An 18,618-nucleotide genomic window follows, 5' to 3' on the forward strand; every position below is an offset into this window, starting at 1 on the left:
TTTTCGCCCCGCGGAGGGGCTACAGCGCGCCGGTCAGGACGGTGTCCGGGTCAGGCGTACGACGGGAATGTCGCGTGACGTCCCTCGCTGGTAGTCCTCGTACCCGGCGAAGAGCGCGACCAGGTGGGGCCAGACGCGGGCCTTCTCGTCGGCCGGCAGGGTCTCGGCGTGCGCGGTGAACCGCTCCGGGCCGACCCGGAGGCGGACCTCGGGCTCGGCCCGCAGGTTGAGGTACCACTGGGGGTGGTGGTCGGAGCCGCCGTTGGACGCCACGATCAGGTAGTCCTCGCCGTCCTGCCCGTAGATCAGTACGGTGCGGCGCCACTTCCCGGTGCGCCGTCCCCGGTAGTCGAGGAGCAGGCAGGGCGCGCCCTTCATCGTGGTGCCCTCGGTGCCGCCGGACTCTTCGTACAAGCGCGCCTGCTGTTCCACCCATTCCTCAGGGCTGGCCTCGACCTCGGCGTCCTGTGCCATGTGAGCTCCTTCGTGTGTCGTCTGAGCGTCAACTCCGCTCGCCCCTGGCGCTGTCGCCCCACTGGAGCGCCGCCGCGCGGAGGCCCGGCCGCGGGCTGGACAGGACCGGCAGCCGGGTCTCGGCCCGGTCGGCGGCGGGGGCCATGGACGCCTGGGCGAGTACCACCACATCAGCATCGCGCACGGCGTCGACCGCGTCGGCGACCGACGCGGCGTAGCCCTCCCGGTCACCGGACTGGAACCGCTCCCAGGCGCCCTCGACGACCCGTGCCCGGACGTCGGCGGGCCGCCCGGCGCGGCGGGCCTCCTCCTCGACGAGCGCGACCGTCGGGCCCAGCGTGCTCTCCGACGTGGCGAGGACCGCGATACGCGGCCCGATGGCGACCGCGGCCGCCGCCATCGGCCGGTCGACCCGCAGCACCGGCACACCGACGGCGCCGGCCTGCGCCTCGGCGACGCCACCGATCGTCGAACAGGTGCAGAGCACGGCTGCCGCCCCTTGGGCGACGGCGTCGACGAGCAGCGCGCGCACGTCGTCTTCGACGGCCTCCGGACTGTCGGCCCTGGCCCGGTCGAGCAGCTCCTGGCGCACGAAGTGGCCAAGCTCCAGGTCGGGATGGTCCTGGTCCCGCAGGGCGTCGAAGACCGGGATGTGGACGGGTGAGGTGTGCAGCAGGGCGAGCATGAACCCGAGGCTAAGGCCTGTCCGATGGACAGACCCTCCGAGGGTGTGCCGCGGACAGGCCCTCGGGGATGTGCGGGGCGCGAGGCGGGGTGAGGGGCGCCGCAGGGCCCGCCCCGAGCCCGGCTCACCACAGCGCGGAGTTCGCGGCCAGCGCCTCCTTCGCCGCGTCCATCAGCGGTGCCGGAGCGGCCGGCGCCAGGTCAGGGTGGCGTTCGGCCCAGCGCGCGACGTACGGGCAGAGCGGGGCCACGGCGACCTGCTCCCGCGCCGCGACGGCATAGAGCTCCGTGGCGAGAGCGCCTGCCAGGCCCTTGCCCTCGTGGGCGGGCTCCACGGCGGTGTGTACCGCTACCAGCGCGGGCGCGGGGTCGTCCAGGACGAAGTAGGCGATACATCCCAGCACTTCGCCGCCGTCGGAGTGGGCTTCGAGCAGCCCCCGGGCCCGGTCATCACGGATACGGATCTCAAGATCATTGGTCATGGCCACAGTCTGCGGCAACCGGCGCCGCCACGCGCGCGTGGAGGGGTCAGAGGGCCGCTACGCCCGCGTGGAAGTCAGTGAGCCGCTACGCGCGCGTGCGGGCTCCGCTGGGTGTCGCCGCCCGGCACCGGCGCTGCGGCGTCGTCGCCCAGGGCCACGATGCGGTTGTCGGCGTCCACGTGCACGACGCTGGGCCGCAGCGCACGGGCCTCCGCGTCGTCGACCTGGGCGTAGCTGATCAGGATGACCAGGTCGCCCGGGTGCACGAGATGCGCCGCCGCGCCGTTGATGCCGATCACACCGGAGCCGCGCTCGCCCTCGATGACGTACGTCTCAAGGCGGGCGCCGTTGGTGATGTCGACGATGTGGACGAGCTCACCGGGCAGCAGATCGGCGGCGTCCATCAGATCCGCGTCGACGGTGACCGATCCCACATAGTGCAGGTCGGCCTGGGTGACCGTGGCGCGGTGGATCTTGGACTTGAACATGGTACGCAGCATGGAGCGCTCCTGGAATCCGGCTCCCTGCCTGCTCGTCGCAGGTCAAGGGCGTTGCCTGCGTATTGCAGGTCAAGGGCGCTTTTCACTCTACAACGGCCTGCGTTCCGGCTGGCTTCCGCACCCCACGGCGGAGTGACCCCACGGCGCGCAGGGCCAGCTCGACGATGAGCACCGTGGACGCGATGGCCAGGCACAGGGCCCACTGGGTCGCGTTCAGCGGGACGGTGCCGATGACGGCGCGGGCCCAGGGCAGGTGCACGGCGGTGGCCTGCACCGCGAGGACACCGGCCAGGCACAGCCACAGGGTCCGGTTGCGGAACTGGTGTCGGCCCAGGACGGGGCCGTTGTCCGCACGGGCGTTGAGCGCGTTGAACAGCTGGAACAGGACGAACGTGGTGAACGCCATGGTGAGCGCGGTGTCCGTACCGACACGTGGGCGGGCGAGAGCCAGCAGGACCACGGTGCTCAGCGCCATGACCACGCCGGCCCGGACGATCGTCACGAGCCGTCGGCCGTCCAGGATGCGTTCGGCCGGGTCGCGCGGCGGCCGGCGCATCACGTCCTCGCGGGCGGGGTCGACGGCGAGTGCCATGGCGGGTGGTCCGTCCATGATGATGTTGATCCAGAGCAGCTGGGCGGCCGTGAGCGGGGCGGGCAGTCCGGCCAGCGAGGCGCCGAGGAGGGTGAGGATCGCGCCGACGTTGGTGGCCAGCTGGAAGCGGACGAACTTCACGATGTTGGCGTAGATGGCGCGTCCTTCGCGGACCGCGTGCACGATCGTGGAGAAGTCGTCGTCGGTCAGCACCATGTCGGCGGCTTCCTTCGCCACGTCGGTGCCGGTGATCCCCATGGCCACGCCGATGTGGGCGGCCTTGAGCGCGGCGGCGTCGTTGACGCCGTCGCCGGTCATGGCGACGATATGCCCCCGGCTCGACAGCGCCTGTACGATCCGGACCTTGTGCTCGGGAGCGACTCGGGCGAACACTCCGATGTCGTCGATGCGGGCGGCGAGTTGGTCGCCGGTCATGCGGTCCAGGTCGGCTCCGGTCACGACGTCGCCGCCCATGTCCAGCTCACGCGCGATGGCCGACGCGGTGTCGGCGTGGTCGCCGGTGATCATCTTGACGGCGACGCCCGCCGTACGGCACAGGGCCATGGCGTCCCGGGCCTGCGGTCGGGGCGGGTCGGCGATCCCGGCGATCGACACCAGCGTCAGTCCGGGCAGCGCGGCCGGGACGGACGTGGGCGGGACGGACGCGGACGTGGGAGGGACGGACGTGGGAGGCGGCCCGTCCGTCACAGCGGTGGCCGCGCCCAGAACCCGCAGCCCGGCGCCGCCGAGACGCGAGGACACGGCGAGCACCTCGCTCCTGTGCCGGTCGTCGAGGTCGTGTACGCCGTCCTCGGTGCGGACGGCGGTGCACAGCCCCAGCAGGACGTCCACCGCTCCCTTGACGTGGATACGGGTGCGGCCGTCGGGTTGGGCGTGGAAGGTGGCCATGTACTTGGTGGACGCGTCAAAGGGCAGCTCGCCGGAGCGGGGCCGCTGCGCACGCAGTCGGTCGGCATCCACGCCGGCCTTCGCCGCGAGCACCACCAGCGCGGCCTCCGTCGGATCGCCGATGAAGCTCCCGTCGGTCAGGTGTGCGTCGTTGCACACGGCGAACGGCAGCACCGCCTCTGCCAGGTCGTCCGGGTGAGGGGAGCCGCCGGTGCCTGAGGGGCGGTTGGTGTCTGAGGGTCGGATGGCGCCTGTCGTTCCGTAGCCCTCGCCCGTGACGTCGTAGAGCGTCCCGGCGCTCCACAGGGCTCGTACGGTCATCTCGTTGAGTGTCAGCGTGCCGGTCTTGTCGCTGCAGATGACCGTCGCCGAGCCGAGCGACTCCGCCGAGGCGAGCCGTTTGACGATGGCGCCGCGGCGGGCCATGCGGTAGACCCCGAGGGCCAGCGTCAGGGCCAGTACGGCGGGCAGCCCTTCGGGGATCGCCGCGACGGCCAGGGCCACCGCCCGCAGCGCGAGGTCCGCCAGGGACTCGCCTTGGACGAGTGCGGACAGGGCGTAGACGGCGATCGCCACTCCGCTCAGCAGCGCGAGCCGTCGGCCCAGGCTGTCCAGTTGGACCTGGAGCGGGCTGGGCGGCTCCTCACCTGTACGCAGTGCCTCGGCGATCGTTCCGAGTTCGGTGCGCATACCGGTGGCCGTGACGATCATCTCGGCTCGGCCCCGGGTCAGCGCGGTGTTCATGAACAGCGCGCTGGTGCGCTCGGCGAGTGGCACCGCGGCCGCTCCGTCTCCGTCCACGGCCGCCACGTTCTTGGCGACCGGCTGGGACTCGCCGGTCAGGGCCGCCTCGGCCACCTCGACCGACTCGGCGACGGTCAGGCGTCCGTCGGCCGGTACGCGGTCGCCGGCCTCCAGGAGGACCACGTCCCCGGGCACGAGCGTGTGTGCCTTCACCACCAGTTGCTCGCCGTCGCGGCGGACCCGGGCGGTGGGCACCAGCATCCGGCGCAGCGCCTCCAGACTGCGTTCCGCGCGCCGCTCCTGCAGATACCCGAGGACCGCGTTGATCTGCACGACGACAGTGATCACCGCGGCGTCCTTGATGTCACCGATCGCTCCGGCCACGACGGCGGCGATCAGCAGGATGCCGATGAGCCAGTTGCGGAACTGGTCCAGGAACTTCCGCCATTCCGGACGCCGGGCGGGTTCGGCCAGCCGGTTCGGTCCGTGGGCCGCCGCGCGCTCGGTGGCCTCCCGCGTGCTCAGTCCGGCGCGCGGGTCGACACCGAGCCGGTCCGCCACCAGCGTGGCAGCCAGCCGGTACCCGTCCGGGACGTCCAGGGAACGCGCCCGGGCAGGGTCCGTCTCCGCGACCACGGTCTTTCGCTGCCTGGCCACGGTCACTCCTCGCCGAAGCAGACGGCGGACCCTGCGGCTCCGGGAGAGCCGTCGGCCTCCCGTGCGGCGGGCTTCCCCGCTGCCCGGTTCGACGGCGGGCCATCCGCTTCCACCACCATCGGACCGCTCATCACCACTCCCCTACTCCCCTCGCCAGGCGCGGTCCCGGACCGGGGCGCAGCCAGGTCGTGCGCGGGACGAGGCGACGGCAGCCTCGTCCGGTCAGTTACGCGGCGCGGCGTCATCCGCTGGGCAGCATTCCGGCCAGCCTTCGCCTCACCGACTTCGGGTCTCAGCCTCTCCCAGCCCACCGCAGCCCGCACGGGGCCGCAAGGGGCGAGGGGTGCCCCACCCGGCCCTCCCCCTCGGCGGTCGTCCGGCGATACCGCTGGAGGTGACGGCAGGGGCACGTGCGTGGCCTGCCGTCCTTCCTGTCGTCCCGACCTCGGAGGTACGCCATGACTGGTCCTGTCGTCGTCGGACTCGACGGTTCGCCCGCAAGCCTGACCGCGGCCTGGTGGGCCGCGCGCGAAGCAGTGGGGGCGTAACCTGCCTCTCCTCCTGCTCCACTCCTGGACCCCCGGCCTCGCAGGCCCTCCTGGACCGTGGCCGGAGCGCCGACGTGCTCGTGCTCGGCTCCCGCGGACACGGAACCCTGGCGGGCTTCGTCCTCGGTTCCACCAGCCCCCTAGGCGTCGCGCGATGCCCGGCCGTCGCCGTGCGGGACGGCGATCCCAGCGTCGAGTGCGGCTGGGGACACCCCTGCGCATCCGGCCGGAACGAGGTCGTCGTCGGTGTACGGGAGTCCGGGCCCGGCGCCGACTCGCTGCTGGAGTTCACCCTCACCGCCGCCGAGTTGCACGGATCGCGCGTACGAGCCGTAGGGGCCTGCCCCTTTCTCCGCCTGGTGACCCACCCGCATCTGATGACCGGTCAGCATGCCGATGAGCGCTACAAGGCCGAAGAACGCGCGAGGCTCGTCGAGGCGCTGGCGCCGTGGCGCGAGAAGTTCCCCACCGTTCCAGCGGTCGAGCATCTCGCCGTCGGGTCCGCCGGTCATGTGCTGCTGAACGCCGCCGCCCACGCCCGACTCACCGTGGCAGGGCGTCGTCGGCACCCCTCCCACCGCACCTGCGACCTGGGGCCCTCCGCCCACAGTGCCCTGTATCGCCTCGGTTGCCCCGTCGCCGTCATTCCGCACGGCTGAGACGCTCGGCCCGGTCAGCTCCGCCGCGCGGGCGAGAGCAGGACGGTCCAGGGGTCGACGGCCCAGGCGTGCGGCACCGCGTGCTCCGCGGCACGCGGCCAGCCGGGCACGAAGGTCAGCGGCCACATGCAACCCCGAGCATGCCGAGCCCGATGCCGACGGCGGGCCCGATGGCGTGGACTTGTTCCGGCGTACGGAGGAGCGCGCCGGACAGGATCCCCGCGCCCGTGCCCACCAGCGCCCAGACGGCGATGAGCGCACCGGCGGCGAGTGAGTCGCCCCACTGAGCACCGAAGACGAGAGAGCCGATGCCCACGGTCAGCACCGACTGGGTCAGGGCGGCACTTCGGTGACCCGCCGGTCCAGTTCCCGGCGCGACATCCGGTACAGAGGCCGTAGGTCTCCCCCGGCGCGGCACGGCGAGGGCCGCGGCCCACACTCCGTGAGTCCAGCGGACCCCGGAAGGGGTGTCTGAATGTCCGAATCGCGCGGCGCCACACATTATTCAGGCCAGGTTTCACGATTTCGACACAGTCCGTCACACAGTCCAACCACTATGTGACCCGGAAGAGCGGAACGCCTGCCGTGACCCGGTTGGCGCGGATTTCCGCTGGGGGGAAGGCATGCCCGGCCGCCGGTCACGAGGGTGGCATGCCATCTGGGGGAGGAACTGTTCCGATGAGCCGCAAGACCCGTATGGCCGTCTTAACTTCGAGCGCGCTGCTGCTGGCAGTCGCCGCACCACTGAACACCGCGACCGCGGCACCTGACGACACACCGCGCGTCGATCTCAGAGTGCTGCTGGTCGACGACGAGGGGCCGGCGACCAGTGCCATCGCCGACGAACTCCGCCGCGCCGGCACGCCGTATACGAACATCGACCTCTCCGATCCCGGACGGCCGGTGATCGACGGGGACTTCCTGGCGGACACCGTGGACGGGCGGCCGCGCGCCAAGTACCAGGCGGTGGTGCTGCCCAACGACAACCCGTTCGGCGCGGGCTCCACGGAGCTGGCGGCTCTCGCCTCGTACGAGAAGGAGTTCGCCGTCCCGCAGGTCGACGCCTATACGTACGCCCGTCCCGAGGTCGGACTCGATCCCCCGACACAAGGCGGCTACAGCGGTCCGCTGGACGGTGTCGAGGCCGCGGTGACCACGGCGGGGCGGGCCGGGCCCTTCGGCTATCTCGATGGAGGCGTGCCCTTCGAGGACATCTCACCGACCGAGGACGAGAGTTACGGGTATCTGGCGCGGCCCGCCGCCGACGCCGACTTCACCAGCTATGTGGACGCCCCGATACCGGGTTCGGGCGGGCGGGGCTCGCTCGTCGGCGAGTACCGGCACGACGGCCGCCGTGAGCTGGTCGTCACGTTCGCGTACGCGAGCCATCAGCGGCAGTTCCAGCTGCTCGCCCGCGGCATCGTGGGCTGGCTCACCCAGGACACCGGCCTCGGCCTGTCCCGCAACTACTTCTCGGTGCACATCGACGACGTCTACGGCGCCGACGACCGCTGGGACACCGAACTCAACTGCACTCCTGGCGACGTGGACTGCCAGCCCGACCCCGGCGCCACCAACCCCATCCGGATGTCCCCGGACGACGCGCGCCACGCCGCCGACTGGTCACGGACCCGGGGCTTCGGGCTCGACCTGGCCTTCAACGGCGGTGGCAGCGACCGGTACCGGGAGGACAACGGCGGCCAGGATCCGCTCGCCGACCAGCTCGACACCGACAAGAACGCCTTCCGGTGGATCAACCACACCTATGACCACGCCTTCCTCGGCTGTGTGCAGGACGTCAGCGTGGTCCCGTGGAAGTGCGCCACCGAGCTCGACGGCAGTACCCGCTATGTCGGCCAGGACGAGATCTCCCGGCAGATCCGTGACAACCGCGCGTGGGGCGAGCGCGCCGGACTCCCGCTGGAGAACGGCGAACTGGTGACGGGCGAGCACTCCGGGATGCGGATCCTGCCGCAGCAGCCCGACGACAACCCGCATCTCGCCCCGGCCCTGGCCGAGAACGGCATCGAGTGGCTGGGCTCGGACAACTCCCGCGACCCCGCCCAGCGTCCGGTGGGCCAGGCGCTGACCGTGCCCCGGCATCCCCTGAACATCTTCTACAACGTCGGGCGCGAGGCCGAGCAGATCGACGAGTACAACTGGCTCTACACCAAGGCCGCCGACGGTGGCAGCGGGATCTGCGAGACGGCCCCCGACACGACCTGCCTGGACGCGCCACTGGACCCGGTGACCGGGTACGACGACTACATCGTGCCCCTGGAGGCCGCCGGCGCACTGCGCCGCACGCTGTCCAACGACCCCCGCCCGCACTACATCCACCAGTCCAACCTGGCCGAGGACCGCATCGCCTATCCCGTTCTCGACCGCCTGCTCGACGACTACGCGGCGCTCTACGCGGACAACGCCCCCCTGGTCAATCCGCGCCAGCGGGCCATCGGTGCGGAGCTCCGCGACCGCGCCGCCTGGCAGGCTGCGCTCGACGCCGGACAGGTCACCGCGTACCGGATCGGTACGGCCGTCACGGTCGTCGCCCCCGATGACGTGCGGGTTCCGGCGAGCATGCCGAACGGCACTCAGCAGCAACTGCCTGATGGAGGAAAGGACTTCGGGAGTCCGTACGCGGGCACCGTCTCGGGCTGGACCGGCCCGGCCACCGGCCAGGACCGGGTGACGCTCACCCTGCCCGCCGCCGCGCCCACCGGCGCCGCGGACGGCTCACCCGCGGCGCCGGTGCAGAAGCCCGCGCCCAAGCTGCCCGTCCCGGAGTTCGAAGAGTTCCCGAAGTTCCCGAAGTCCCCGGAGATCCCGGAGATCCCGGAGATCCCGAACGTCCGGGGGTCTGCCGCTTCGGACAGAGTGAAAGCGCCTGCGCCCGTACGGAGTTGACCGCCGCGCCCCGGCGCGGGGCGGTGTCGCTCGCAGTCGCTCTCACACTTCGCGGGAGATCCCCAGCCCATGCCAGAACTCGTTCCCGGTCCGCGCTCCGGCGCGGTCCGTGTCACCCTCCTGACCGAGGGCACCTATCCGCACAGCCACGGCGGCGTGAGCGTGTGGTGTGACCAACTCGTCCGCGGTATGCCGGACTTCGACTTCCGCGTCATCGCGGTCACCGGAACCGGCCAGGAGAGGCTCGCCTGGGAGCTTCCCGCCCAGGTGGCCGCGCCCGTGGTGATCCCGCTGTGGGGGCAGACGGCCGCGTCGGCGGCCCCGCGCGGCCGTCGGCGCAGGCGTCTGCTGTCCTCGTACGAGGACTTCCTCGCCGCGCTACTCGACCCCACGACCGAACACCGTTTCGGACCCGCCCTGTTCGAGCTGGCCAGGGCCGCGCGGGACGGGGTGCTGGCGCCCGTACTGCGCGGCGAGGCGGCCGTGCGTGTGCTCAGCGGCCTGTGGAACGGGCCGCGTTCTGAGGTACGGGAGGCCAGGCCCACACTGCACGACGCGCTGACCGCGACCGACCTGCTGGAGCACGCCCTGCGCCCGCTCGGCGCCGCGCCACCGGAGAGCGGGGTGGCGCACGCCGTCAGTGGTGGCCTCGCCGCACTGCCCGCGCTCGCCGCCCAGGAGCTGTACGGCACGCCGCTGCTCCTGACCGAGCACGGGGTCTATCTGCGCGAGCGCTATCTCGGGCACCGCACAGGACCGTACCGCTGGCCCGTCAAGGCGGTGCTGCTCGGCTTCTACCGGCTGCTCGCCGAGGAGAGCTACCGGCGGGCCGCGCTGATCACCCCGGGCAACCGCTACAACCGGCTCTGGGAGGAGCGCGGTGGCGCCGACCCGCGCCGTATCCGCACCGTCTACAACGGTGTCGATCCCGCCGCCTTCCCCACGGCCGGCCCCGAGCCCGCCGAGCCGACCCTGAGCTGGGCGGGCCGGATCGATCCGATCAAGGACCTGGAGACACTGATCCGCGCCTTCGCACTGGTCCAGCGGGAGATACCCGCGGCCCGGCTACGGCTCTTCGGCGGCACCCCAAGCGGCGGCGAAGGCTACCGCGAGCGGTGCCAGGCGCTCGCCGACGAGCTCGGCCTCGGCGCGTCCGTCGCCTTCGAGGGACGCGTGCCGGACATCAGGGACGCCTACGCGGCGGGGCATGTCGTCATGCTCTCCAGCATCAGCGAAGGGTTCCCGTTCACTCTCATCGAGGCCATGTCCTGCGGGCGGGCCACCGTCTCGACCGATGTCGGGGGCGTCCGGGAGGCGGTGGGCGACAGCGGCCTTGTGGTGCCGCCGCGCGAACCGGAGGCCATGGCACGCGCCGCCGTGGAACTGCTGCGCGCCCCCGAACGCCGGGCCCGTATGGGCGAGTCGGCGCGGCTGCGGGTCATCGAGCAGTTCACACTCTCCCAGACCGTCGACACCTTCCGCACGATCTACACCGAACTCGCCATCGGCGGCGCCGATGCGGTCACCACCGAGCCTGCGCACCCGAGGTGGGCCGGGCGCCACGTGGCAGGAGCCACCGCATGAGCGGCCCGCTGCGGCTCGTACCGGAGGACGGCGGGGCACTGCCGAGTGGCCCGTACGGCCGCCACACGCCGAGCTGGGCCGTCGACCCGGTGGACGAGCTTGCCGCACGGCTGGCGGAGCCGGTCGGCGCGGCGGTCCATCCGTACGAGGTGGCCGCCATCCTGGAGTCGGCGGGCATGACGGGTGATCAGATCACCGAACGCTACGGCCATCGCGATCTGTTCGCGCTGGCCGATGATGTCTACGCGCGTGTGCCCCGGCACTACCCGGAGCCCCCGCCGCCCCCTGACCCCTGGCGTCCGGACCATCTGCGGTGCGCCCTGCGGGGTCTGCTCTTCGCGGTCCCTGGGCTTGGGTATCTGCTGGCCGGGAGCCTGTGGGGAGCGGGCGCCGGTGCCGGGGTCCCGGCGCTGGTCGTCGCCGCGCTGACGTCGTGGGCCTGGAACCAGGGGCTGAGCCACCGCGCCCATCTGCGGCTGTCCGCCGGGGGCCGCGCGGCTGCCGTCCGCACCCTGCGTACGGGTGCGCCCGTCGGGGCGCTCGCCGCCACGGTGGCCGCGCTGTTCACGGCGGGTCCTGGGCTGGCCGCCGCGTTCGCGGCCGGGCAGTCCTGCTATCTCGGCGCGGCGACCGCGCTGCTGGTCCTCGGCCGGGAGCGGCTGCTGCTGGTCACGCTGCTGCCGGTGGTCGGCGGAGCCGCGCTGCTGCTGTGGCGGCCGCTGCCGCCCACGCCGACCACGGTGCTGCTGCTCGCCACCGTGCTGCTGGCGGTGTCGGCCGCGGCCCACACCCTGCGCGCCGCCGCCCCTCCGCCCGCCGCCGACGCGCCGGGGTACGCGGCCTCGCTCCCGTACGCGGTGTTCGGTCTCGCGGCGGGCGTGCTCGTGGTGCTCGCCGGTGCCCACGAGGTGCGGGCCGTCGTCGTCCTCACGCTCAGCATGGGCGCGGCGGAGTGGCTGCTCTACCGCTACCGGGGCCTGGCGCTCGCCGCGCTCCGCGCCAGTACGGTGCCGCGCGCCTTCGCGCTGCGCGCCGCCCGCGCCCTGGCCCTGTGCCTGGCCGGGTATCTGGGCCTGCTGACGGCCGGGGCGCTGGTCGCCGGAGTTTCCCCCGGTCCACTGCTCGCCCTGGGGACCCTGCTGTGGACCGCGCTGCTGCTCCAGGCGTTCACCGTGGCCTGGCTGCCCGCGACCGTCTGCCTCTGCACCGCCGCCGTGTGGTCCGCCACCCGGCTCGCCGATGTCCCGCCCGGTGCGGCCCAAGTGGCCTGCTGCGTGGCCGCGTCGGCGCTTCTGCTCGGCTGCGCGCTGTGGCTCCTCGGCAGAGTCACGGCACACCGCTGACCGCAACACCCCGCACCACCCGCACCGTTCCGCGTCAACGCCCCACACGACCGAGGAGTACGCCCGTGAGTTCAGCCCCAGTCGTCGCCGTCACCGGAGCCGAGGGCTTCATCGGCTCCCATCTCACCGAGACCCTGGTCGCCGCCGGCTTCCGGGTGCGCGCGATGGCGCAGTACAACTCCTTCTCCTCCTACGGCTGGCTGGAGACCCTCGCCCCGGACACCCTCGACCAGGTCGAGATCGTCCTCGGCGACGTACGCGACCCGGGATCCGTACACCGCTTCGTCGACGGCGCCGAGACCGTCTACCACCTCGCCGCCCTGATCGCGATCCCGTACTCCTACCAGGCCCCGCACAGCTATGTGGACACCAATGTGACGGGAACCCTCAACGTCCTGGAGGCGGTGCGCCAGTTGGACATCCCGCGCCTGGTGCACACCTCCACCAGCGAGACGTACGGCACCGCGCAGACCGTACCCATCACCGAGGACCATCCGATCCACACCCAGTCCCCGTACGCCGCTTCGAAGGCGGGCGGCGACCGGCTGGCGGACAGTTACCACGCCAGTTTCGGCACCCAGGTCACCACCCTGCGCCCGTTCAACACCTTCGGGCCGCGGCAGTCGATGCGGGCGGTCATCCCGACCGTGATCGGCCAGGTCGCGGCCGGGGAACGGGTCATCACCCTCGGGGATCTGCGGCCCACCCGCGACTTCCTCTACGTCAAGGACACGGCCCGCGCCTTTCTCGCCGTCGGCACCGCACCCGCGGAGGCCGTCGTCGGGCGCACCTTCAACGCCGGTACGGGCGAGGAGATCTCGGTCGGCGACGTGACCCGGCTGATCGGCAAGGTGATGGAAGCCTCCATCGACGTACGGCAGGACGAGCAGCGCGTACGGCCCGCGAGCTCCGAGGTGATGCGTCTTGTCGCGGACGCGTCCCGGCTGCGCGCGGCCACCGGATGGCGGCCGGAGGCCGGTCTGGAGACCGGACTTGCCCACACGGTCGACTTCTTCCGCAACCCCGCGAACCTCTCCCGGTACAAGACCGGCATCTACAACATCTGAAGCATCTGAACCATCTCAGGCATCTGACTTCAGGGAGCTCTTATGCACGCAGTGATCCTCGCCGGTGGCAAGGGCGTCCGACTCCGCCCGTACACGACCGCGCTGCCCAAGCCGCTGGTGCCGATCGGCGACCAGCACGCCATCCTGGAGATCGTCCTACGGCAGCTGGCGGCCCGCGGGTTCAGCAGCTGCACCCTCGCCATAGGCCACCTCGGCCACATCATCCGCGCCTATGTCGGCAACGGCTCGCAGTGGGGGCTGCGGGTCGGGTACTGCACCGAGGACAGTCCGCTCGGCACGATGGGGCCGCTGCTCACCATGATGGACCGGTTACCCGAGGAGTTCCTGGTCATGAACGGCGACATCCTCACCGACCTCGACTACGGCGACCTCCTGTCCGGGCACCGTGCCTCCGGCGCGCCGCTCACCATCGCCACGTACGCGCGCAAGGTCGCCATCGACTTCGGTGTGCTCACCACCGAGTCCGGGCGGGTCGTCGGCTTCACCGAGAAGCCCAGCGTGGACTACCGGGTCTCGATGGGCGTGTACGGGGTGTCCCGTGACACCTTGGCGGGGTACACGCCGGGGCTGCCGCTCGGCTTCGACGAGCTGGTGCTCGATCTGCTGAAGGCCGAAACCCCGCCGCATGCCCACGAGTTCGACGGCTACTGGCTCGACATCGGCCGTCCCGACGACTACGACCAGGCCAACGCGGAGTTCTCCAGCCGCCGTGACCTGCTGCTGAAGGGGGTGTGAGCGGTGCGGGTTCTGGTTCTGGGGGCCGGGGGGTTCCTGGGCGGTGAGGTCGCCGCGCTCCTGCGGTCCATGCCGGGCGTACAGCTGCTGACCGGTGGCCGCTCCGCCGACGCGGACCTCACGGCCGACCTCGCTCGCGCCGAACCACGGGTCCTGGCGGACGCGTTCGCCTCACTGGCGCCCGCGGCGGTGGTCAACTGCGCGGGTGCCGTGGGCGGTAGCGCGGGCCGGATGGCCGAGGTCAACGCGCGCGGACCGGCCGTGCTCTGCGAGGCGCTCGCCGTGGGCGCACCGCACGCCCGGCTGGTCCACCTCGGCTCGGCGGCCGAGTACGGTCCGACGCCGCCGGGCGAGCCGGTGGCGGAGAGCGCTCCGACGACACCGGTCGCGGTGTACGGGGCCACCAAGCTCGCGGGCACGCTCGCCGTCACCGCCTCGGGGGTGGACGCGGTGGTACTCCGCGTCTTCAACCCGGTCGGGCCCGGCGCACCGGACTCGTCTCTTCCCGGCCGCCTCGCGGCCGAGTTGGGGCGGGTCCGTGCGGAGGGGGCAGACGGGACGGAGGGGACGGTCACCACCGGGGACCTCTCCGCGTACCGCGACTTCGTCGACGCGCGGGATGTGGCGCACGCGGTGGCCCTGGCGGCCACCGCACCCGCCCCGCTGCCGCCCGTCCTCAACATCGGCAGTGGACAGGCCACCTCCGTACGCGAACTCGTCCACCAACTCGCCCGCGCCGCAGGGTTCCACGGCCGCATCGAGGAATCGGGCGCGGGATCGGACCGGTCCGCCGCGGTCTCCTGGCAGTGCGCCGACCCCTCGGCCGCGCAGGCCGCTCTCGGCTGGCGTCCGCAGCACACACTGGCCGAGTCCCTGGCCGACCTGTGGGCATCGCAGGCCCCGGCCGGGGCGCGGCCGTGACGGTCATCCGGCGCCTTGCCCGCGTCATGGGCGCGGGAGGCCGTCCGGCCGGGGAGAGTTGACCGTATGACGCTGCTCGTGCCCCTGTACGTCCACCCGGCCCTCGACCGGGGTGCCTGGCGCGCCCTGGTCGCGGCGGCGCCCCGGCTCTACGGGGTGGTACTCAACCCCGCGAGCGGTCCAGGCAACGCCCCGGACCCGGAGTTCGCCGCCGCCGCTCGGGCGCTGCGTTCGGCAGGGGCGCGGGTGCTGGGGTACGTGGACACCGACTACGGGCGGCGACCGCAGCGCGCGGTCGCCGCCGACCTCGACCGCCACCGCGACTGGTACGGCACGGACGGGTTCTTCCTCGACCAGGCATCCGCCACCCGCGACCGGCTGCGCCACTACCGGCGGCTGGCCCGTGCCGCCCGCTCCCGCGGCGGCCGTACGCTCGTGCTCAACCCGGGTACCCACCCGGCACCCGGCTACGCCGCCCTCGCCGATCTGCTGGTCACCTTCGAAGGCGACTGGGCCGCCTACCACGCGGCATCCGCGATTCCCGACTGGACCCGGAGCCAACCGCCGGAACGCTTCTGCCATCTTGTCCACGGGGTGCCGCCCGGACTGTGTGCCGTGGCCGCGCGTACCGCCCGGCTGCGGCACGCCGCGGTCCACTGCGCGGTCGCGGGCCACGGCCCCAACCCCTGGTCGGCCCTGCCACCCGTACTCCGCCACTTCACCGGAAGCCCCTGACATGACCCGCGCCGTGCCCCGTCCGCGTACCGCCCTGCTGCTGCTCGCGGCCCTGGTTGCGCTCGCCGCCTGCTCCTCCTCGCCCTCGCCCACTCCCTCACCCGAGCCGTCGCCCAGCTCTTCTCGCTGGCAGCCGGAGCCCGGTACGCGCTGGCAGTGGCAGCTCGAAGGACGGGTGGACACCAAGGTCGACGTTCCGGTCTACGACATCGACGGCTTCGAGAACGACGCGGCCACCGTACGGCGGCTGCACCGCGACGGGCGCAAGGTGATCTGCTATATCAACGCCGGTGCCTGGGAGTCCTTCCGCCCCGACAAAGCGGACTTCCCGAAGGCCGTACGGGGCATGTCCAACGGCTGGAAGGGCGAGCGCTGGCTGGACATCCGCCAACTCGACGTGCTGCGACCGCTGATGGCCAAGCGCTTCGACATGTGCCGGGACAAGGGGTTCGACGCGGTCGAGCCCGATCTCCTGGACGGGTATCTGAACCGTACGGGCTTCCCGCTGACCGCCGAGCACCAGCTCGCCTACAACCGGATGATCGCCAAGCTGGCCCATGAGCGCGGGATGTCCGTCGGCCTCAAGAACGATATGCCGCAGATCCCGCAGCTGGTCGGCGACTTCGACTTCGCTGTGAACGAGGAGTGCGCGCAGTTCGACGAATGCGCCACGCTCAAGCCGTTCGTGGACGCGGGCAAGGCCGTGTTCCATGTCGAATACGCCGAGCCCACCAGCGAGTTCTGCGCACAGGCCCGCGCGCTGGGGCTCAGTTCGATGCGCAAGAAGCTCAACCTGGGGGTCTGGCGACAGCCCTGCTGACGCCAGACCCCGGGCCCTTACGCGGCCGGGGCGGCCACCTCCGGCTCCCCCTCGTCCTCGGCGGCGCCGGCGAACTGGGTGCGGTACAGCTCGGCGTACCGCCCGTCCAGGGCCAGCAGCTCCTCGTGCCGCCCGCGCTCCACGATCCGGCCCTGTTCCACGACCAGGATCTGGTCCGCGGCGCGCACCGTGGACAGCCGGTGGGCGATGACGACGGCGGTGCGGCCGGAGAGCGCCTCGGCCAGCGCCTCCTGGACGGCCGCCTCCGAGGTGTTGTCCAGGTGGGCGGTGGCCTCGTCGAGGATGACCACGCGCTGTCGGGCGAGCAGCAGCCGGGCGATGGTCAGCCGCTGCCGCTCCCCGCCGGAGAGCCGGTAGCCGCGCTCGCCGACGACGGTGTCCAGGCCGTCCGGCAGCGAGGCGACCAGGCCGTCGAGCCGGGAGCGGCGCAGCGCGTCCCACAGCTCGTCCTCGGCCGCTTCGGGCCGGGCGAGCAACAGGTTGGCGCGGACCGTGTCATGGAAGAGATGGCCGTCCTGGGTGACCATGCCGAGCGCCCCGCGTACCGATGCGGCGCTCAGGTCGCGTACGTCGACGCCGCCGATCCGTACGGCGCCCGTGTCGGCGTCGTACAGCCGCGGCACCAGCTGCGCGATGGTCGACTTGCCGGCGCCCGATGACCCGACCAGGGCGACGGTCTGTCCGGGCTCGGCACGGAAGGACACACCGTGCAGGACCTCGTCGCCGCCGCGGGTGTCGAGTGAGGCGACCTCCTCAAGCGAGGCGAGGGAGACCTTGTCGGCGGACGGGTAGCCGAAACGTACGTCCTCGAACTCGACGGCGACCGGCCCTTCCGGCACCTGTCGGGCGTCCGGCTTCTCCTCGATGAGGGGCTTGAGGTCGAGGATCTCGAAGACCCGCTCAAAGCTGACCAGGGCGGTCATCACCTCGACCCGCGCACCGGCCAGCGCGGTCAGCGGCGCGTACAGGCGGGTGAGCAGCATCGCGAGGGCGACGACGGCGCCGGGCTCCAGGGAGCCGCGCAGCGCGTAGAAGCCGCCGAGGCCGTAGACGAGGGCCAGGGCGAGGGCGGAGACCAGGGTGAGCGCCGTGATGAACGCGGACTGCGCCATGGCCGTCCGTACGCCGATGTCGCGCACCCGCTGGGCCCGCTCGGCGAACTCCTCGGACTCGGCACCGGGCCTCCCGAAGAGCTTGATCAGGGTGGCGCCGGGCGCGGAGAACCGCTCGGTCATCCGGGTGCCCATCGCGGCGTTGTGGTTCGCGGCCTCGCGCTGCAGCCTGGCCATCCGGGCGCCCATGCGGCGGGCGGGCACCACGAACACCGGGAGCAGGACCAGCGCGAGCAGGGTGATCTGCCAGGACAGGGTGAGCATCACGGCGAGGGTCAGCAGCAGGGTGACGCTGTTGGAGACCACTCCGGAGAGGGTGTTGGAGAAGGCGCGCTGGGCGCCGATGACGTCGTTGTTGAGGCGGCTGACCAGGGCGCCGGTCCGGGTGCGGGTGAAGAACGCGACCGGCATCCGCTGCACATGATCGAAGACGGCGGTGCGCAGTCCCAGGATGAGGTCCTCGCCGAGGCTGGAGGACAGCCAGCGGTTCAGCAGCCCGAGCCCCGCCTCGGCGAGGGCGATCACCGCGATCAGGAGGGCGATCCGGACGACGACGCCGGGGTCGGAGCCGCCGACGATGTGGTTGACGACGCTGCCCGCGAGGACCGGCGTGGCCACGGCGAGGACCGCGGTGACCACGCTGACCAGCAGGAACTGCACGATGCGGCGGCGGTGCGGGCGGGCGAAGGCGCCGATGCGGCGCAGGGTGGCCCGGGTGAAGGGGCGGTGGTCCTGCTGCGCGTCCATGACCGTGCGCAGCTGCGTCCAGGCTGTGGTCTCCATGCTCATGAACCGAACGGTAGGACCTCAACCAAACTTCAGGTCAAGAACGACTCGAACACAGGCGACGCCCCGACCGGACGGGGGGGGTGTGCCGATCGGGGCGAGCCGTGCAGGGGACTTAGGCGGTCGGGGAAACCACCTCGTCCGCGCCCACACCCGTATAAACGGTCCCCTGTCCCGAATTGTTCCCCCTAGTGAAAAATTCGCGAAGGGATTCGAGGAGGGAGACGAGGGCCAGGGCGAGGAGGGAGACGAGGGGGAATGTGAGCGGGAGGACGCGGCGGTCACAGCGGGTGGTACAGTGCGAGCAGCACGTGTGT

Annotated in this window: 16 protein-coding genes; 9 read left to right on the plus strand and 7 right to left on the minus strand. The window is 72.1% G+C overall.

Going from position 1 to position 18,618, the window contains the following annotated elements:
• Window positions 1-33 precede the first annotated feature (33 nt).
• The 5 genes from U9R90_RS03820 to U9R90_RS03840 all read right to left on the minus strand — a co-directional run bounded on the left by U9R90_RS03820 (window position 34) and on the right by U9R90_RS03840 (window position 5,042).
• Window positions 34-474 carry a nitroreductase family deazaflavin-dependent oxidoreductase gene (locus U9R90_RS03820; RefSeq protein WP_411054934.1) on the minus strand — a complete coding sequence of 147 codons (441 nt, stop codon included), beginning with the start codon at window positions 472-474 and terminating at the stop codon, window positions 34-36.
• Window positions 475-502: 28 nt separating this feature from the next.
• On the minus strand, window positions 503-1,159 hold the full coding sequence (locus U9R90_RS03825; RefSeq protein WP_411054935.1) for an aspartate/glutamate racemase family protein: 657 nt from the start codon (window positions 1,157-1,159) through the stop codon (window positions 503-505).
• Window positions 1,160-1,283: 124 nt separating this feature from the next.
• On the minus strand, window positions 1,284-1,640 hold the full coding sequence (locus U9R90_RS03830) for a GNAT family N-acetyltransferase (RefSeq protein WP_411054936.1): 357 nt from the start codon (window positions 1,638-1,640) through the stop codon (window positions 1,284-1,286).
• 74 nt (window positions 1,641-1,714) lie between these two features.
• On the minus strand, window positions 1,715-2,140 hold the full coding sequence (gene panD / locus U9R90_RS03835) for an aspartate 1-decarboxylase (protein WP_411054937.1): 426 nt from the start codon (window positions 2,138-2,140) through the stop codon (window positions 1,715-1,717).
• Window positions 2,141-2,222: 82 nt separating this feature from the next.
• On the minus strand, window positions 2,223-5,042 hold the full coding sequence (locus U9R90_RS03840) for a cation-translocating P-type ATPase (RefSeq protein WP_411054938.1): 2,820 nt from the start codon (window positions 5,040-5,042) through the stop codon (window positions 2,223-2,225).
• Window positions 5,043-5,664: 622 nt separating this feature from the next.
• Here U9R90_RS03840 and U9R90_RS03845 point away from each other — a divergent pair.
• Entirely contained in the window at window positions 5,665-6,249 is a 585-nt protein-coding gene (locus tag U9R90_RS03845) for a universal stress protein (RefSeq protein ID WP_411054939.1), read from the plus strand.
• 115 nt (window positions 6,250-6,364) lie between these two features.
• On the opposite strand, the gene U9R90_RS03850 is transcribed toward U9R90_RS03845, so the two are convergent.
• Window positions 6,365-6,565: a hypothetical protein gene (locus U9R90_RS03850; RefSeq protein ID WP_411054940.1), complete on the minus strand. Its 201-nt coding sequence runs from the start codon at window positions 6,563-6,565 to the stop codon at window positions 6,365-6,367.
• A 362-nt stretch (window positions 6,566-6,927) separates the two neighbouring features.
• Here U9R90_RS03850 and U9R90_RS03855 point away from each other — a divergent pair, with 362 nt between their 5' ends.
• The 8 genes from U9R90_RS03855 to U9R90_RS03890 all read left to right on the plus strand — a co-directional run bounded on the left by U9R90_RS03855 (window position 6,928) and on the right by U9R90_RS03890 (window position 16,382).
• Window positions 6,928-9,156, plus strand: coding sequence for a hypothetical protein (locus tag U9R90_RS03855; protein ID WP_411054941.1), 2,229 nt, complete (start codon window positions 6,928-6,930; stop codon window positions 9,154-9,156).
• A 69-nt stretch (window positions 9,157-9,225) separates the two neighbouring features.
• Window positions 9,226-10,740: a GT4 family glycosyltransferase PelF gene (pelF, locus tag U9R90_RS03860; protein WP_411054942.1), complete on the plus strand. Its 1,515-nt coding sequence runs from the start codon at window positions 9,226-9,228 to the stop codon at window positions 10,738-10,740.
• Complete coding sequence (locus U9R90_RS03865) at window positions 10,737-12,083, plus strand: hypothetical protein (RefSeq protein WP_411054943.1); 1,347 nt, start codon at window positions 10,737-10,739, stop codon at window positions 12,081-12,083. The genes pelF and U9R90_RS03865 overlap by 4 nt, the downstream gene beginning before the upstream one ends.
• Window positions 12,084-12,148: 65 nt before the next feature.
• On the plus strand, window positions 12,149-13,150 hold the full coding sequence (locus U9R90_RS03870; protein ID WP_411054944.1) for an SDR family NAD(P)-dependent oxidoreductase: 1,002 nt from the start codon (window positions 12,149-12,151) through the stop codon (window positions 13,148-13,150).
• A 42-nt stretch (window positions 13,151-13,192) separates the two neighbouring features.
• Complete coding sequence (locus tag U9R90_RS03875; RefSeq protein WP_411054945.1) at window positions 13,193-13,906, plus strand: NDP-sugar synthase; 714 nt, start codon at window positions 13,193-13,195, stop codon at window positions 13,904-13,906.
• Window positions 13,907-13,909: 3 nt separating this feature from the next.
• A complete protein-coding gene (locus U9R90_RS03880) occupies window positions 13,910-14,827 on the plus strand; it encodes an NAD-dependent epimerase/dehydratase family protein (protein WP_411054946.1) in 918 nt (305 codons plus the stop codon).
• Window positions 14,828-14,893: 66 nt separating this feature from the next.
• Window positions 14,894-15,562: a spherulation-specific family 4 protein gene (locus tag U9R90_RS03885; RefSeq protein ID WP_411054947.1), complete on the plus strand. Its 669-nt coding sequence runs from the start codon at window positions 14,894-14,896 to the stop codon at window positions 15,560-15,562.
• 1 nt (window position 15,563) lies between these two features.
• Window positions 15,564-16,382, plus strand: coding sequence for an endo alpha-1,4 polygalactosaminidase (locus U9R90_RS03890; RefSeq protein ID WP_411054948.1), 819 nt, complete (start codon window positions 15,564-15,566; stop codon window positions 16,380-16,382).
• 17 nt (window positions 16,383-16,399) lie between these two features.
• Here U9R90_RS03890 and U9R90_RS03895 read toward each other — a convergent pair whose 3' ends face one another.
• On the minus strand, window positions 16,400-18,304 hold the full coding sequence (locus U9R90_RS03895) for an ABC transporter ATP-binding protein (RefSeq protein WP_411054949.1): 1,905 nt from the start codon (window positions 18,302-18,304) through the stop codon (window positions 16,400-16,402).
• Between the last annotated feature and the right edge of the window lie 314 nt (window positions 18,305-18,618).

Source organism: Streptomyces sp. E11-3 (assembly GCF_046540415.1).
Classification (GTDB): domain Bacteria; phylum Actinomycetota; class Actinomycetes; order Streptomycetales; family Streptomycetaceae; genus Streptomyces.

What these genes read in the sequence shown, in the direction of transcription:
- U9R90_RS03875 (WP_411054945.1), top strand. Translation starts at nt 13,193, where the DNA reads ATGCACGCAGTGATCCTCGCCGGTGGCAAGGGCGTCCGACTCCGCCCG.
- U9R90_RS03830 (WP_411054936.1), bottom strand. Translation starts at nt 1,640, where the DNA reads ATGACCAATGATCTTGAGATCCGTATCCGTGATGACCGGGCCCGGGGG.
- U9R90_RS03820 (WP_411054934.1), bottom strand. Translation starts at nt 474, where the DNA reads ATGGCACAGGACGCCGAGGTCGAGGCCAGCCCTGAGGAATGGGTGGAA.
- panD (WP_411054937.1), bottom strand. Translation starts at nt 2,140, where the DNA reads ATGCTGCGTACCATGTTCAAGTCCAAGATCCACCGCGCCACGGTCACC.
- U9R90_RS03895 (WP_411054949.1), bottom strand. Translation starts at nt 18,304, where the DNA reads ATGAGCATGGAGACCACAGCCTGGACGCAGCTGCGCACGGTCATGGAC.
- U9R90_RS03855 (WP_411054941.1), top strand. Translation starts at nt 6,928, where the DNA reads ATGAGCCGCAAGACCCGTATGGCCGTCTTAACTTCGAGCGCGCTGCTG.
- pelF (WP_411054942.1), top strand. Translation starts at nt 9,226, where the DNA reads ATGCCAGAACTCGTTCCCGGTCCGCGCTCCGGCGCGGTCCGTGTCACC.
- U9R90_RS03865 (WP_411054943.1), top strand. Translation starts at nt 10,737, where the DNA reads ATGAGCGGCCCGCTGCGGCTCGTACCGGAGGACGGCGGGGCACTGCCG.
- U9R90_RS03885 (WP_411054947.1), top strand. Translation starts at nt 14,894, where the DNA reads ATGACGCTGCTCGTGCCCCTGTACGTCCACCCGGCCCTCGACCGGGGT.
- U9R90_RS03825 (WP_411054935.1), bottom strand. Translation starts at nt 1,159, where the DNA reads ATGCTCGCCCTGCTGCACACCTCACCCGTCCACATCCCGGTCTTCGAC.
- U9R90_RS03890 (WP_411054948.1), top strand. Translation starts at nt 15,564, where the DNA reads ATGACCCGCGCCGTGCCCCGTCCGCGTACCGCCCTGCTGCTGCTCGCG.